This window comes from Anaerobacillus sp. CMMVII, from assembly GCF_025377685.1.
Taxonomy (GTDB): domain Bacteria; phylum Bacillota; class Bacilli; order Bacillales; family Anaerobacillaceae; genus Anaerobacillus.
The window spans coordinates 294,564-309,716 of the sequence record NZ_JACEHK010000002.1 but is presented as its reverse complement, the minus strand read 5'-3'; the positions used below and the strand labels follow the sequence as shown (position 1 = coordinate 309,716).

The window sequence follows — 15,153 nt, the reverse complement described above, 5'->3', positions numbered from 1 at the left end:
ACCCCTCCTTAAAAAACCTCAGTATGAACTGTATCTTCTGCCTTAATGTGGCTATTCTCGCCAATTAATGTGATCTCACGTTGTTGACCGACCTCAGCTCGAATAATTGCACCGTCTTCTATAATCGTGTTTTCGCCGATAATAGCTTTTTCAATAATGACATTTTTTCCAATTTTTACATTAGGCATAATAACAGAGTCTCTTACAATGCTCCCCTCACCAATCTGCACCCCAAAGAACAAGATTGAGTGGTCAACTGTTCCATTTACTAAACAACCTTCATTAATTAGCGCCCGATTAACATTAGCTGTTTTCGAAATGAATTGGGGTGGCTGATTTGGATTAACCGAATACATTCTCCAACCAGAGTCATTTAAGTTGAACTTTGGATCGTCATCTAGTAAATCCATATTGGCTTCCCACAAACTTTCCACGGTCCCCACATCTTTCCAGTAACCTTCAAATTGGTAAGCATAAAGTCTCTTTCCTTCTTGAAGGAGGGTTGGTAAGATATTTTTTCCGAAATCATGACTCGAGTGCGGATTCTGTGCATCTTCGATTAAATAACTTTTTAACAGTTCCCAATTGAAAATATAAATTCCCATTGAAGCTAAATTACTTTGAGGATTTGCAGGTTTTTCATCAAATGTATGAATTCTTAAATCCTCCGTCGTATTTAGAATTCCAAATCTACTCGCTTCCTCCCAAGGCACTTCAATCACTGAAATTGAAACATCAGCTTCTTTTTGTTTATGATGTTTTAACATCTTTGCATAATTCATTTTGTAAATATGATCTCCTGATAAAACAAGAACATATTTAGGGTTATATTGTTCGATAAAGTTAATGTTCTGATAGATCGCATCGGCTGTTCCCTTATACCAATCTCCACCATTTTGCGCTTGAAAAGGAGGTAATACAGTTACACCACCGTGCTTACGGTCTAAACTCCAGGCAGAGCCAATTCCAATATAAGAATTTAGAATTAAAGGCTGATATTGAGTCAGTACACCGACCGTATCAATCCCTGAATTAGTACAGTTACTTAAAGGAAAATCAATAATACGATACTTGCCTCCAAAGTAAACAGCTGGTTTAGCTAAGTTTTTCGTTAGTAACTCCAGTCTTTTTCCTTCTCCCCCTGCTAATAGCATTGCGACGCACTCTTTTTTTCTCTTCAACTTGTATACCCTCCTCTTTATTATGCGAAATTGGAATATTAATAGGACGAAAGACCACGAATGATAGGGGTGGAATGGTAATCTCGATCAAATGAGGCTGGTTATGCCAATTCTCTGGAACCGCTCGAATTACCTCACTATTTCCTTGCCCTGATCCACCAAATTCGGATAAATCACTATTAAATACCTCTTTATATTCAGATAGATATGGAACACCAACTTTATAGTTATGGTAAACAACTGGAGTAAAGTTACATATCAGAATTAAAGCATCTTTGGGTTGCTTACCTCTTCTAATAAAGGAAACAATGCTTTGATCACAGTTATTCGGATCAATCCATTCAAAGCCTTCTTGTCGATGGTCTAACTGCCATAACGAAGGTTCTTTTAGGTAAAATTGGTTCAGTGTTTTAACAAAATGATGCATCTTTCCATGCATTTCATATTCTAGAACTTCCCAATCTAAATCTTCTAGTTCCTTCCACTCATCAAACTGTCCGAATTCTCCACCCATAAACAATAACTTTTTCCCAGGATGTGCTGTCATGTACCCATAAAAAGCTCGCAAGTTAGCAAATTTTTGCCAATAGTCACCTGGCATTTTGTTTAGTAAAGATTTTTTCCCGTGGACAACTTCGTCGTGAGATAACGGTAAAATAAAATTCTCGGTAAAAGCATATAGGAAAGAAAAAGTGATTAACGTGTGCTGAAATTTCCGATGAATTGGGTCTAATTCCATGTATTTAAGCATGTCATTCATCCAACCCATGTTCCACTTAAAGTTAAATCCGAGACCACCTAGGTATGTAGGTCTACTCACATTCGGCCACGCCGTTGATTCTTCTGCCATCATTAGTGCCTCGGGGTAATAGTGAAACACTGTTTCATTTAATTTTCTAATAAAAGAAATGGCATCTAAATTTTCATACCCACCATATTGATTGCGTATTTCTTCTTCATCGCCCTTTTTGCCATGATTATAGTAAAGCATGCTTGAAACAGCATCGACTCGTAATCCATCAATATGATAGACATCCATCCAAAAGAGAGCATTAGAAATTAAAAATGAGACAACCTCTGGTCTAGCAAAGTCAAATGTTAACGTCCCCCATTCTTTTTTTTCAGCTATTAACGGATTTTCATATTCGAAAACCGGCTCTCCATCAAATAAACGTAATCCATGGTCATCTTTACAAAAGTGACCTGGAACCCAATCAAGAATGACACCAATCCCTTTTTGATGACAACAATCAACTAAGTACTTGAAATCATCTGGAGTCCCATAGCGACTTGTTACTGAGAAATACCCCGTTATTTGATAACCCCAAGACTTGTCAAAAGGATGCTCAGAGATAGGCAAAATTTCAATGTGTGTATAACCCATTTCACTCACATAGTCGACAAGTTCATGAGCAAGCTCACGGTAGGTGTAAAATTGTTTCTCTTTATTTAAGCGCCATGACCCAAGATGAACTTCATAAATTGAAAGAGGCTCCTCATATATACGCTGTTTTTGTTTCTTCTTTTTTTGCTGCCACTTATCATCATTCCACTTATAGCCACTTAGAGAGGTGATTCGTGAGGCAGTATTCGGTCGGATTTCGGAGTAAAAAGCATAGGGGTCTGATTTTTGGAAAACCTTACCTAGGTTGCTTTCTATTTCATATTTATATAAATCTCCTTCTTTTAGACCTTCAATAAATGTGGTCCATATACCATTCGAAGTAATACGTGTCATCCGATGGTTTTTCCCAATCCACTGATTAAAGTTTCCAACTACATTGACCTGGACCGCATTAGGAGCCCAAACAGTAAATCGAACACCACTTTTTCCTTTTACAGTATGTAAATGTGCTCCTAAGAAAGTGTAGCTTTTAAACAAACTACCTTGATGAAATAAATAAAGGTCGTGATCACTAAGTTTTGCAGTAGGTATCACAAACTCCTCCTCTTATATAAATTTCTAAATGAATACATTTCACAATTCATTATTTTCGCAACAACATATAGATTGATTTCGCTCGGTTAAGGCAATTATGAAATTCAATTAAAAGAATTATCAAAATCTTTTAATAAATTTCGACGAAACAAGATGTGATACCTTTATATTAATAACATTCATGACAAATTTTCAGATAAACCTTGTGACAAAATATCACAAAATATAACGTTTTTCTTTTTTATTAAAAATCCCAAATTGAAGAATTGTTATCATAGCTACAAAGGAAACGTTTGCAATAACGGAGATTAATTGACAAAAAATTGTGACAGAATTGTGACATTTTTTAATAAAAAAAGCTGACTCTTTTTTCTAAGAAAAAGAATCAGCTTTTTTTATTATTTAATTTAATGCCTGAGCTTTTAATGCCGCAGCTTTATCAGTGAATTCCCAAGGAAGTTCTACATCTGTACGGCCAAAGTGACCATAGGCAGCCGTTTTCTTATAAATAGGACGACGTAGATCTAGCATCTTGATGATACCTGCTGGACGTAGATCGAAATTCGAACGAACTACTTCAACAAGTACTTCTTCAGAAACTTTTCCTGTTCCAAAAGTATCGATAGAAATAGATACTGGTTGAGCTACCCCAATTGCATAAGCAAGTTGAACTTCACAACGGTCTGCTAATCCTGCAGCTACGATATTTTTTGCAACATAACGGGCTGCGTATGCAGCTGAACGGTCAACTTTTGTTGGATCTTTACCAGAGAATGCGCCTCCACCGTGTCTGGCATAACCACCGTAAGTATCTACAATAATTTTACGACCTGTTAAACCAGCATCACCTTGTGGTCCACCAATTACGAAGCGTCCTGTAGGGTTAATGAAGTATTTTGTTTCTTCATCAATTAAATTTTCAGGGACAACTGGCTTAATTACATACTCTTTTAGGTTGCGTTGAATTTGCTCCAAAGAAACCTCTGGATGGTGTTGTGTTGAGATAACAATGGTATCAATTCTGATAGGATTATTATTCTCATCGTATTCAACTGTTACTTGTGTTTTACCATCAGGACGTAAATAAGGTAAGATTTCTTCTTTACGAACCTTCGTTAAACGACGAGCGAGCTTATGTGCTAAAGAAATCGGTAAAGGCATTAATTCTGGTGTTTCATTGTTTGCATAGCCAAACATTAATCCTTGGTCGCCAGCACCTATTGCTTCAATTTCTGCATCTGACATTAAACCTTCACGTGCTTCAAGAGCTTGGTTAACACCTTGAGCAATATCTGGTGACTGTTCATCAATTGATGTTAAAACAGCACATGTTTCAGAGTCAAAGCCATACTTGGCACGATTGTATCCTATTTCACGAATAGTCTCACGAACAATCTTAGGAATATCAACATATGTAGATGTTGTAATTTCACCTGCAACTAATACTAAGCCAGTAGTTACTGACGTTTCACAGGCGACACGTGCATTTGGATCTTTGCTTAGAATTGCATCTAGAATCGAATCGGAAATTTGGTCACAAATTTTATCAGGATGACCTTCAGTTACACTTTCTGATGTAAATAAACGACGAGTTTTCTTTTCTGTCATTTTTTGTACCTCCTTTATCCATTTTAGGATATGTTCTTCTTTGATACGGTACTCATTTTCCCTTTTGACTAAATAGTCAACAGAATTTGATTAATGAAAGAACAAATCATTTCCTTATTAAACTTAGCTTGTCCATTGAACCTATGTTTACACTAAGCATTGGGCATTTTTCATTGGTTTTTATTTTCACCAATGATTAGAACCCTCATACGAAAAAAACCTTTCCATCTTGAGGAAAAGGTTTTGATTATCCGCCTTTCGCCTCTTATCGATCAAGACCACAGTCTTGCAGGTTAGCACCTTTTCACTAATGTGATATGCAAGCTAATCAAGCTTACAAATTAGTGTTGGTTGCCGGGTTTCTTCGGGCCTGTCCCTCCACCGACTCGGAATAAGAGTATCCGTTCGGCTCATATCATATCGCACAAGATATCCAATGTCAACCATTTTTCGTTGATATTGGCTAATTTTGTCGAAGACCAATCCCTCTTTGTATAACACATTTAACCTAGCATTAACGTGACATTTTTTGAATTATACTATCGCTCAATTCCTTGAGAAAATTGCAACTGTCTACTGTTAGCTTCTTTATTGATTAAAAATAAACAAAAAAAAATTAGTAAAAAAAGTAAATAGTATAGACTATTAATTTGAATGTGTTATACTAATTAATATCAAAGAACATAATTACAGCATATATTAAAAAATATAACAATTTTTATAAGGAAAGGTTTTGGTGCGAATGAGTACACTTAGTTATGAAACAGAGCTGGATAATATTTTAAAAGGTGCAAATATCTGTCACGACTTATCGGTATCACAATTGGTTGAAAGATCACTTGATCGAAAAGAGGGAATTCTAACTTCTACAGGTGCACTTCGCGCTACAACTGGAAAATATACTGGTCGATCACCTAAAGATAAATACATCGTTGAAGAAACTTCTGTGAAAAACAAAATTAATTGGGGTTCGGTAAATCAACCTATTAGTAAAGAGGTTTTTGAGAATTTATATAAAAAGGTCCTTGCCTATCTCAAAACGAAAGATGAAATTTTCGTTTCGAAGAACTTCGCTGGCGCAGACAAAAGCTACCGCCTGCCAATCCGCGTAATAAATGAATACGCTTGGCACAATCTGTTTGCAAGACAATTGTTCATTCGACCATCAGCAGCTGAATTAGCTACTCACGAAGCAGAATTTACGATTATTTCAGCACCAGGCTTCAAAGCTGATCCAACAGTTGATGGAACTAAATCAGAAACATTTATCATCATTTCATTTGAAAAACGTACGGTCCTTATTGGTGGAACTGAGTATGCTGGAGAAATCAAAAAATCAATTTTCTCAATTATGAACTATCTATTACCTGAAAAAAATGTTTTATCGATGCATTGCTCCGCAAATGTTGGTGATGAAGGCGATGTAGCTTTATTCTTCGGTCTCTCTGGAACTGGAAAAACGACACTTTCTGCTGATCCTAATCGCCATTTAATTGGTGATGATGAACACGGTTGGTCAAACACTGGTGTCTTCAATATTGAAGGTGGCTGCTATGCAAAATGCATTAATCTATCTGAAGAAAAGGAACCACAAATCTACAATGCTATTCGATTTGGTTCAGTCCTTGAAAATGTCATTTTAGATGAACAACGGATGCCTGATTATGATGACACTACTCTAACTGAGAATACACGTGCTGCGTATCCACTAGAGCTTATTCCAAACTCAATGATCCCAAGTGTAGCTGGACATCCTAATACAATTATCTTCTTAACTGCTGATGCTTTTGGAGTTTTACCTCCTATCAGTAAGCTTACGAAAGAACAAGCTATGTATCATTTCTTATCTGGTTATACTAGTAAGCTTGCTGGTACAGAACGTGGTGTTACAAGTCCAGAAGCAACATTCTCAACATGCTTTGGTGCACCATTTTTACCACTTCCAGCAAACCGCTATGCAGAAATGTTAGGGAATAAAATAAATTTACACAGTGCCCAAGTATTTTTAGTGAACACGGGTTGGTCCGGTGGCGAATACGGAGTTGGTAAACGTATGAATTTAGCTTATACTCGTGCAATGGTACACGCTGCACTCCAAGGTGAGTTAAATAATGTTGAAACGGTAGTTGATCCTATTTTCGGATTAAATATTCCAGCTCGTTGCCCAGGAGTGCCAGATGAGGTTTTACAGCCAAAAGAAACATGGAAAGACAAGGAAGCATACGAAGTCAAGGCTAGAGAGCTTGCACAGAAATTCCAAGAAAACTTCAAGAAGTTTACACAAATTTCTGATGAAATACGAAATGCTGGACCTACCCTATAATTATCTAAATTAATAATTCATCTAAAAAAGTGGCTGACAATTGTCGGCCACTTTTTTTCCGTTAATTCATAAATTTAATCCTCCTTTTTTTATGTAGTTAAACACACTTCTAGGCGTATGCACATAGACTATCACATCACAAAATACTACATTTGCAATTATCAGGAGGAATTCACATGAAAGGCTTAGGAAAAATATTTATTTTAAGTTTTATTACAATTTTGTTTTTAGTTGGGTGTTCATCTAGTTCAGACACAGATAAAGTACGTGTTGCAGAAGTGACAAGATCGATCTTCTATGCCCCACAATACGTAGCTATTTCTCAAGGTTTTTTTGAAGACGAAGGAATTGAAATTGATTTAACAACAACTTGGGGTGGCGACACCACAATGACCACACTCTTAGCAAATGGCGCTGATGTAGCCTTAGTAGGTGCAGAGACTTCTATTTATGTTTATGCTCAAGAGGCAAATGATCCGCCAATTAATTTCGCTGCCTTAACACAAACTGATGGGACATTTCTTGTTTCAAGAGATCCAATTGATAACTTTGATTGGAATATGCTAAAAGGAAGTACATTTCTCGGACAACGAAAAGGTGGGATGCCACAAATGGTCGGAGAACATGTACTAAAGAAGCATGGGATTGATCCTCATGGTGACTTGAATTTAATTCAAAATATTGATTTTGGAAACATTCCAAGTGCCTTTGCTTCGGGAACTGGTGATTTTGTACAATTATTTGAGCCAACAGCGACACAATTTGAAATTGATGGTATCGGTCATATTGTCGCATCCTTTGGCGCAGAATCTGGAACTGTTCCTTACACTGGATTTATGGCAAAAAGGAGTTATATTGAAAAAAATAGCGATGTGCTAGAACGTTTTACAAGAGCTTTATATAAAGCACAACAATGGGTACAAACGAGCTCAACAGAAGAGATCGCTAAAGCAATTGAACCATTCTTTAATGACACACCATTAGAAGTTATTGAGAACGTTGTAGAAAATTATAAATCACAAGGCTCCTATGCTACAAATCCAAGAATCAAAGAAGAAGCTTGGGAAAACCTTCATATCATTATGGATCAAGCTGGTGAATTACCAATGACAGTTGAATATAGTGAACTTGTAAATACTGAGATTGCAGAGAAGGTAACTAAATAGCCTCAGTGTAGAGTGTAGAGTGTTGAGTGTTGAGTTGGTGGTGGTATTGCTTCGATGAAACCTCAGAGCAAACCTTAGGAACAACTCATCACTCAAAACTCAAAACTCTCAACTTAAAAGGGAGGGTTTTTGCATTGTCAATTGTAAGTATTAAAAATGTCAATAAAACATTTTTTTCACAAGAAGCTGCAACTACCGCCCTCAAAGATATTTCGCTCTCCGTTGAGAATGGGGAATTTGTTTCCCTTATTGGTCCTAGTGGTTGTGGAAAAACGACGCTACTATCTTTAATTGCAGGCCTTATCCAACCGACGGATGGAGAGATTAATATTGAGGGTCAGCAAATATTGCGGCCATCAGCTAAAACAGGTTATATGCTACAACAGGATTATTTATTTCCATGGTTAACAATTGAACAAAATATAACACTTGGTCTAAGGACTATGAAAATCTTAAATGAAGAGACAAGAAGCTATTCCTTAACTCTACTAGATAAAATGGGGCTTCTAGATAAAAAAGATGATTATCCAAGTCAACTTTCAGGCGGGATGCGTCAACGTGTAGCACTTGTGCGCATGTTAGCAACTGAGCCTAAACTCCTTTTATTAGATGAGCCATTTTCTGCTCTAGACTATCAAACCAAACTAAAGCTTGAGGATCTTGTCTCACTAACTATTAAAGAACAGAGAAAAACCGCAATCTTAGTTACACATGATATTGGAGAAGCTATCGCCATGTCGGATCGAATTGTATTGTTGTCCGCACGTCCTGGTAAAATTCAAAATATCTTTAAAGTTCCCGATTTGTTAAGAGAGCTCACGCCGTTTCAAGCAAGAAATCATACTGAATACTCAAAGCTCTTTCAACTAATATGGAAGGAGTTGGAAGGTCTTGAAGAAGAACGTATCTAGATTACATGATCAATATAAGCAAAAAAAGCGGATTGAAAGCATTCAAATTCGAATTAGCCAATTAAGCATTCTTGTGTTTTTCTTCGCCTCATGGGAATTATCAGGAAGAATGCGTTGGATTGACCCATTACTTTTTAGTATGCCATCAAGGGTATGGAAGTTGTTTGTAGAAAAGATCCAAGATGGAACACTACTTACCCATACAACGGTAACTTTATTCGAAACGATTGCTGGGTTTATTCTAGGTACCCTTATTGGTACGATGATCGCCGCAACTCTTTGGTGGTCACCTTTTTTATCACGAGTCTTTGACCCATATCTTGTTGTGCTCAACTCCATGCCCAAAATAGCTCTTGGACCCATCCTAATTGTCGGACTCGGACCAGGGTATTTATCGATCATTGCCATGGGGGCACTAATTTCTGTTATTATTACGACCCTTGTTGTCTATAATGCCTTCAAGGGGGTCGATGATAATTATATAAAGGTTGTGCAAACCTTTGGAGCCACAAAATCACAAGCATTTAAATCCGTCATTTTACCAGCCACCGTACCTACAATTATATCAACCTTGAAGGTAAACGTTGGCTTATCTTGGGTAGGAGTTATTGTTGGTGAATTTCTCGTATCAAAGCAAGGTTTAGGCTATATGATTATTTACGGATTCCAAGTCTTTAACTTTAACTTAGTCATACTAAGTTTACTAGTAATTGCTGTTCTAGCGACTATCATGTATCAGGCTGTAGAGGTACTTGAACGAAGACTAATCAAACATTTGAGATAGGAAAAACGTACTAGTTATTTAACTAGTACGTTTTTTCGTTGTCTTATAAAATATCTAACTTTACAATTAACGCTAATAAAATTTGTAATAATAGTTGAATGTTTAAGGCAACTTGTGTGTCTGTCGTTGTCACGTTAACTCCTTGAGAATTATCAATAACTATCTTCTGGAGCGTTTGCTGCTTCGTTTTTGTTGTTTGCAATAAGTCTTGAGTAATTCTTTCTGCTTGCGAACTATCAGCAATAGAAATACTAATAATTAACGCAATCGCAGCTTGCAAGGATGCCTGTAGCGAAATAGCTGCTTTTGTATCTGTTGTACTTACGCGAACATCACATGAATTCATAATGTGGATTAGCTCTTCAGAAAGTTGAATTTCTTTATTCATTTGTTCTGCACTTACACTTAAGTTGTCACTCATTTTTTTTGCTCCTCCTTAACTCGTGATAATGTATCCTATGTAATAGTCCATTCTTTGATTGGACAGATGTATAGGGCAGATCACTCATTTTGATATCATCGGATTACAAAACCAAAAAACAGTCTTAGGTACCTGGAGAAGTACCTAGACTGTTCTTTTATTATTTCCTATTGCTAACAACCCATTGCATGCTATAAGTTAATACATCATCTTTCATGATGAAACTAAATTTTTTATCAAATCTTACATTAGGAGGAAGCTCTTTAAGTAATATTGGTCCTACTGTTTCATAATAATGCTCTCGATCATCAAGTCGTTTAATCCTGGCAAAGTAAACGTTCTTTATTATATGATCCTGTTTTGCTGTTACACGATATTGACCTAAGTAAGTAAGTGTATCTACGACCCCGCCTGTTTCTTCATACACTTCTCTTCTTGCTGCTTCTTCAGGAGTCTCCCCCAACTCAACTTTACCACCTGGAAATTCAATTCCACGATCTTCATGACGAGTTAAAAGCCACTCTTCTTGAAACTTACACACAACCCAGACATGTCTTGGGTCGTTCGAGAACGGATGATCATCATAGGAAAACTCTACTTTATTTTTATAAAAATCAATAAATGAAAAAACCTGACTATCCAAGGTACCTACTGACACTCCATTCTCCAATGATTTTAATTTTATTATACACAACCTCTCTACAAAAAAGCATTGAATTTGCACTTAATTAATCATCTTCTGTAGGTTTAATAAAAACAAACGTAATAAATACAGAGAGGAGGCTAATCAATGTAATGACCAAGAATAAAGTGAAATGCGAAGCTTTCATTAAAACAGCAACAATGGGAGGACCTAGAGCAACCCCCACAAAGCGCATACTACTATATACAGATGTAATCGTACCTCTTTGATCTTTTTCAATTCCTTCAGTAACTAGCGCATCTAAGCTAGGTAATGCAAAACCAATCCCGAGTCCTGAAGCAAACATTGCAGTTAGTAATACGTATATATCCTTGGAAAAGGCAACAGAAAAATTAGCTATCGTTAAAATGACCAAGCCGATAACTGTAATAATCTTCATTTTCATTTTTTCTTGTCCAATTGTTTTACCAGTAATAAATGATGAAAAACATAAAGCTGCTAATGGTATAGCTAAAATAATCCCTTTTTTAATACCATCAATATTATGTTGTTCTTCAAGCATTGTCGATAAGTAAAATAAAACACCAAAAAGAACAAACATGCAGATACAACCGACCACAAATACTGCATATAGCCAACGACCTTCGTTTTGAAATGTGCTTTTTATTGCGCGAATAAACTCATCAAGTTTTGGCGGCTTTGATGATATTGGGGGTGATTCAACAAGAAATATCATCATTAAAATTGAGATAAGACAAAATACCGGAAATGCAAAAAACGGCATAAACCACACCCAAGCTGCAAGTACAGCACCTAGGATAGGACTTAGTACTTTTCCAAATGTATTGGAAGTTTCAATTACACCTAATCCGTTACTCACATCGCTTTCATCTTGGAAAAGATCTCCAACCAAAGGCATAACGATCGGTGCAGCACCAGCAGCACCAACTCCTTGCAAGAGACGCCCGATAATAATTAGTCCATATGCATCTTCTACCTGCCAGGATGCCCAACCGGAAATTAAACCACCAATTGCTGCTAGTACAAGACTTGGAATGATAATTTTCTTTCTTCCATATTGATCAGACAAATAGCCTGCAATCGGGATAAGAATGATCGCAACTACAGAGTATACAGTTATAATCATACTTACTTGTAATGAACTTATTTTCAGTTCTTTTTCAATTGTTGGAAGGACAGGGATCAACATTGAGTTCCCAAGTGTCATCACTAAGGGAATAGAAGCTAAGGATACAAGATCCCACGTTTTTTTATCCTCCATAAGAACCTCGCCCTCTTTTTTCATATTCTTATCAGAATTCTCTCTTTAGTATTTAAAAAATGATTAGTTCTATTCATCAAAACCATTTACAGAGGGCTATTTTTATTCCCATGAATATTTTCAATCACTTCTGGATAGATTACAAATGCCCATTTATTTTAGTGAATTTCATCATACATGAAGCTCATTTATAAAAAATAGGTGGAATAAATTTACGGTTTCTATATTAGGAGGAATTATTTAATGCAACAAGGTAAAGTAAAATGGTTCAATGCAGAAAAAGGCTTTGGTTTTATTGAAGTAGAAGGACATGACGACGTTTTTGTTCATTTTTCTGCTATTCAAGGCGATGGTTTCAAAACTCTTGAAGAAGGTCAAGCAGTGAGCTTCGAAATTGAAACTGGCAACCGCGGTCCACAAGCCGTTAACGTTGAAAAAATATAAGTAAAGAAGAAAGCTGTCTTTCTAACTATAAGGATATAATAGAAGGTAGCAAAAAAAAGAAAGAGGATGGACTTAGTATGTCCATCCTCTTTTAATAATCCATAAGGTTGTTATTATTAAATTTTTAGGGCGTAGCCAGTCAAGACCCTTTTACTTAACTTTAAAAACTTTTACGGCTTCACGTAGTTGGTCTGCAAAATTTGATAATTTGACTGCACTTGCTGCTACCTCTTGAATCGAAGCAGTTTGTTCCTCAGTAGATGCTGCTACATTTTGCAGGAATTGCCCTGATTGTTCAGTTAATTCTTTTACTTTATTTGTCATTACAACCATTTCATCCACACCAGCAGTTACTTGCTGTACGCCTGCCGTAACCTCTTGTAATTGTGATGATACGCCCTCAACGGATGATGAAATGTTTTCAAACACCTTACCAGCATCACTTATAATAGTAATACCTTCTTTAACCGCATCTTTACTATCCGTCATTGCAGCAACCGCTAACTTTGACTCATGTTGAATTTCAGTAATCAATTGACTGATTTGCTGCGCCGATTTTCCAGATTGCTCAGCGAGCTTTCTAACTTCATCTGCTACAACTGCAAACCCCTTCCCCTGTTCTCCTGCCCTAGCAGCCTCAATTGCTGCGTTTAATGCAAGTAAGTTTGTTTGGTCTGCTACAGCAGTTATTAAACTAAGTATTTTGTTGATTTCAGTTGACTTTTGACTTAGATTATTAACAACTTGAGAAGATTCTTCAGTCTTAATATTAATAATCTTCATCTGCTCAACTGCATTTATGACAACATGATTACCTGTATTTGCTGCTTGGTTCGTCTTAACCGAAGCATCCGTAACGTTTTGAATATTCGTTGTAATTTGTAACATTCCAGCAGATATTCCTTCTACCGTCTCTGCGGCTGCATCGGTGCTATCAATTTGTTTATCGGCTGAAAAAGCCACTTCCTGTATCGCTTCGCAAATTTGCTCTGTGGCCTTTGACGTCTGCTCAGAGTTTATACTTAATAATTCAGATGAGGTAGCAACCTCATTCGAAGTATGAATGACATCGTCGATTAAGTTCTTCAGATTAATTTTCATGTTTTCGAAACTCTTAGTCAAACAACCAATTTCATCTTCAGAATCAACCTCGATAACCTTCGTAAAATCACCATTTCCTGCTGCATCCATTACTTTCGTAACATTCATTAGGCGCCTGGAAATTCGTTTTGTATACCAAATGAGGACAAAGAAGATAGCAACAAAGGCAGTCGCTAGAATAACAAAAAACATTTGCATGGTTTCTTTGACAACTTCTTCAATAAAGGCTTGAGAAGCACCTACATACCAAATCCCAATTGTTTCTCCACTAGCATCACGAATTGGCATATAACCCGTTTGAACAGTTTCCCCAACTACATTTGCTTCTCCATAAAAAGTCTCACCTTTGCCTAGTACAACGCTAGATACCTCTTCTGAAACCTGTGTTCCTATAGCACGTTGCTCATCTCTAATGACGTTCGTAGTTACCCTTGTATTACCTAAGAAAATAGTTACAGTTCCATCCGTCAGCTCAGCAATTTCATCAACCAAATCAAAATTACCCGAGACCTTCATTGCCCCTTTATAAAGTTCTCCTGCTTTCTCTGACCATTCCCCTGGATATTTTGCATTAATAAACTCATATCCAAACGGTAAATCTGTTTTTACTTTTTGAATTGCTGCTAACTCTGCACCACTTTCAACTTGTTTCATGACAACTACGCTCATAACCACTGATAAAACTAGTAATATGCTAAGGACAAGCATATTGATCTTAGCAGCTAACTTTAAGCTTTTAAACACTTTACTTCCCCCTTGTTAAGTTATCTCTATCTCTATTCATTTATGTAAAGGCTCTTTTCGTAAAAATTCTTGCTTTTCTAGACTAATTGTTGAGTAAACGTATATTTTTTCCCCATAATTTAAGTCGTAAGTTAGAAAAGATGCCCCGAGACCTTAAAGTTTTAGGTTTTAAACACTCTAATTAAAAAAAACAGAAACAACCTATGTAAAGAACGCCTATGATAATGACGTAATTTGTAGAAATTCGTCATAATATAGTTTACTTTAATATTTACTAATAAGATAGAACTTTCATCACACCATATAAAAAAAAGAAAAAGGTAAGGCGGAAACACCTTACCTCAACTAACTATTCAGTCTTCTTGCTTTCTTCAGCTTGTTTTTCAGTATCTTTCTTTTTGTCATCGTCATCATTAAAGTCACTAGTTAATTCTCGTGTAGACTTCTTAAATTCTTTTAATGTTTGACCTACTGCTCTTCCCATTTCTGGAAGCTTCTTTGGTCCAAAGATGATCAATGCAATAACTAAGATTAAGATTAAACCTGGAATTCCAATATTACTAAACATGTTTACTCACCCTCAATTCAGATAATTTTTTTACTATA

At 36.4% G+C, this 15,153-nt stretch carries 13 protein-coding genes and 1 riboswitch; of the genes, 5 read left to right on the top strand and 8 right to left on the bottom strand.

Features of this window, described 5'->3' with window-relative positions:
* Positions 1-8: 8 nt before the first annotated feature.
* The 3 genes from H1D32_RS05605 to metK form a co-directional block, all read right to left on the bottom strand.
* Positions 9-1,154, bottom strand: a complete 1,146-nt coding sequence (locus H1D32_RS05605; protein ID WP_314733370.1) for a glucose-1-phosphate adenylyltransferase — start codon at positions 1,152-1,154, stop codon at positions 9-11.
* Entirely contained in the window at positions 1,096-3,117 is a 2,022-nt protein-coding gene (glgB, locus tag H1D32_RS05600; RefSeq protein WP_261177607.1) for a 1,4-alpha-glucan branching protein GlgB, read from the bottom strand. Before glgB ends, H1D32_RS05605 begins: the two co-directional genes overlap by 59 nt.
* 405 nt (positions 3,118-3,522) lie before the next feature.
* A complete protein-coding gene (metK, locus tag H1D32_RS05595) occupies positions 3,523-4,728 on the bottom strand; it encodes a methionine adenosyltransferase (protein ID WP_261177222.1) in 1,206 nt (401 codons plus the stop codon).
* 262 nt (positions 4,729-4,990) lie between these two features.
* A riboswitch (SAM riboswitch) is annotated at positions 4,991-5,126 on the bottom strand.
* 344 nt (positions 5,127-5,470) lie between these two features.
* Between metK and pckA the strand changes: the two genes are divergently transcribed.
* From pckA to H1D32_RS05575, 4 genes are all read left to right on the top strand, one after another.
* The gene (gene pckA, locus H1D32_RS05590) at positions 5,471-7,051 is read left to right on the top strand and encodes a phosphoenolpyruvate carboxykinase (ATP) (protein WP_261177221.1); all 1,581 of its coding nucleotides are present in this window, start codon (positions 5,471-5,473) and stop codon (positions 7,049-7,051) included.
* A gap of 176 nt (positions 7,052-7,227) precedes the next feature.
* A complete protein-coding gene (locus H1D32_RS05585) occupies positions 7,228-8,217 on the top strand; it encodes an ABC transporter substrate-binding protein (RefSeq protein WP_261177220.1) in 990 nt (329 codons plus the stop codon).
* Between the two features lie 134 nt (positions 8,218-8,351).
* A complete protein-coding gene (locus H1D32_RS05580) occupies positions 8,352-9,128 on the top strand; it encodes an ABC transporter ATP-binding protein (RefSeq protein ID WP_261177219.1) in 777 nt (258 codons plus the stop codon).
* On the top strand, positions 9,109-9,912 hold the full coding sequence (locus H1D32_RS05575; protein WP_261177218.1) for an ABC transporter permease: 804 nt from the start codon (positions 9,109-9,111) through the stop codon (positions 9,910-9,912). The genes H1D32_RS05580 and H1D32_RS05575 overlap by 20 nt, the downstream gene beginning before the upstream one ends.
* Positions 9,913-9,955: 43 nt before the next feature.
* Here H1D32_RS05575 and H1D32_RS05570 read toward each other — a convergent pair whose 3' ends face one another.
* The 3 genes from H1D32_RS05570 to bcbE form a co-directional block, all read right to left on the bottom strand.
* Complete coding sequence (locus H1D32_RS05570; RefSeq protein ID WP_261177217.1) at positions 9,956-10,333, bottom strand: spore coat protein; 378 nt, start codon at positions 10,331-10,333, stop codon at positions 9,956-9,958.
* A 160-nt stretch (positions 10,334-10,493) separates the two neighbouring features.
* Positions 10,494-10,991, bottom strand: coding sequence for an RNA deprotection pyrophosphohydrolase (gene ytkD, locus H1D32_RS05565; protein ID WP_314733352.1), 498 nt, complete (start codon positions 10,989-10,991; stop codon positions 10,494-10,496).
* A gap of 70 nt (positions 10,992-11,061) precedes the next feature.
* Positions 11,062-12,258, bottom strand: coding sequence for a bacillibactin exporter BcbE (gene bcbE, locus H1D32_RS05560; RefSeq protein ID WP_261177216.1), 1,197 nt, complete (start codon positions 12,256-12,258; stop codon positions 11,062-11,064).
* A 243-nt stretch (positions 12,259-12,501) separates the two neighbouring features.
* On the opposite strand from bcbE, the gene cspD reads away from it, so the two are divergent.
* Positions 12,502-12,702 (top strand): cold-shock protein CspD, encoded by a 201-nt coding sequence (gene cspD, locus H1D32_RS05555; RefSeq protein WP_261177215.1) that lies wholly within the window; start codon positions 12,502-12,504, stop codon positions 12,700-12,702.
* Between the two features lie 150 nt (positions 12,703-12,852).
* Here the strand turns inward: cspD and H1D32_RS05550 are convergent, their stop codons facing one another.
* Positions 12,853-14,547: a methyl-accepting chemotaxis protein gene (locus H1D32_RS05550; RefSeq protein ID WP_261177214.1), complete on the bottom strand. Its 1,695-nt coding sequence runs from the start codon at positions 14,545-14,547 to the stop codon at positions 12,853-12,855.
* A 349-nt stretch (positions 14,548-14,896) separates the two neighbouring features.
* Positions 14,897-15,115 (bottom strand): twin-arginine translocase TatA/TatE family subunit, encoded by a 219-nt coding sequence (tatA, locus tag H1D32_RS05545; protein ID WP_261177213.1) that lies wholly within the window; start codon positions 15,113-15,115, stop codon positions 14,897-14,899.
* Positions 15,116-15,153: the final 38 nt, after the last annotated feature.

Excerpts from the sequence above, each read along its gene's own strand:
- H1D32_RS05570 (WP_261177217.1), bottom strand. The coding sequence starts at position 10,333 with ATGAGTGACAACTTAAGTGTAAGTGCAGAACAAATGAATAAAGAAATT.
- cspD (WP_261177215.1), top strand. The coding sequence starts at position 12,502 with ATGCAACAAGGTAAAGTAAAATGGTTCAATGCAGAAAAAGGCTTTGGT.
- H1D32_RS05585 (WP_261177220.1), top strand. The coding sequence starts at position 7,228 with ATGAAAGGCTTAGGAAAAATATTTATTTTAAGTTTTATTACAATTTTG.
- H1D32_RS05605 (WP_314733370.1), bottom strand. The coding sequence starts at position 1,154 with ATGCTATTAGCAGGGGGAGAAGGAAAAAGACTGGAGTTACTAACGAAA.
- bcbE (WP_261177216.1), bottom strand. The coding sequence starts at position 12,258 with ATGGAGGATAAAAAAACGTGGGATCTTGTATCCTTAGCTTCTATTCCC.
- metK (WP_261177222.1), bottom strand. The coding sequence starts at position 4,728 with ATGACAGAAAAGAAAACTCGTCGTTTATTTACATCAGAAAGTGTAACT.
- tatA (WP_261177213.1), bottom strand. The coding sequence starts at position 15,115 with ATGTTTAGTAATATTGGAATTCCAGGTTTAATCTTAATCTTAGTTATT.
- pckA (WP_261177221.1), top strand. The coding sequence starts at position 5,471 with ATGAGTACACTTAGTTATGAAACAGAGCTGGATAATATTTTAAAAGGT.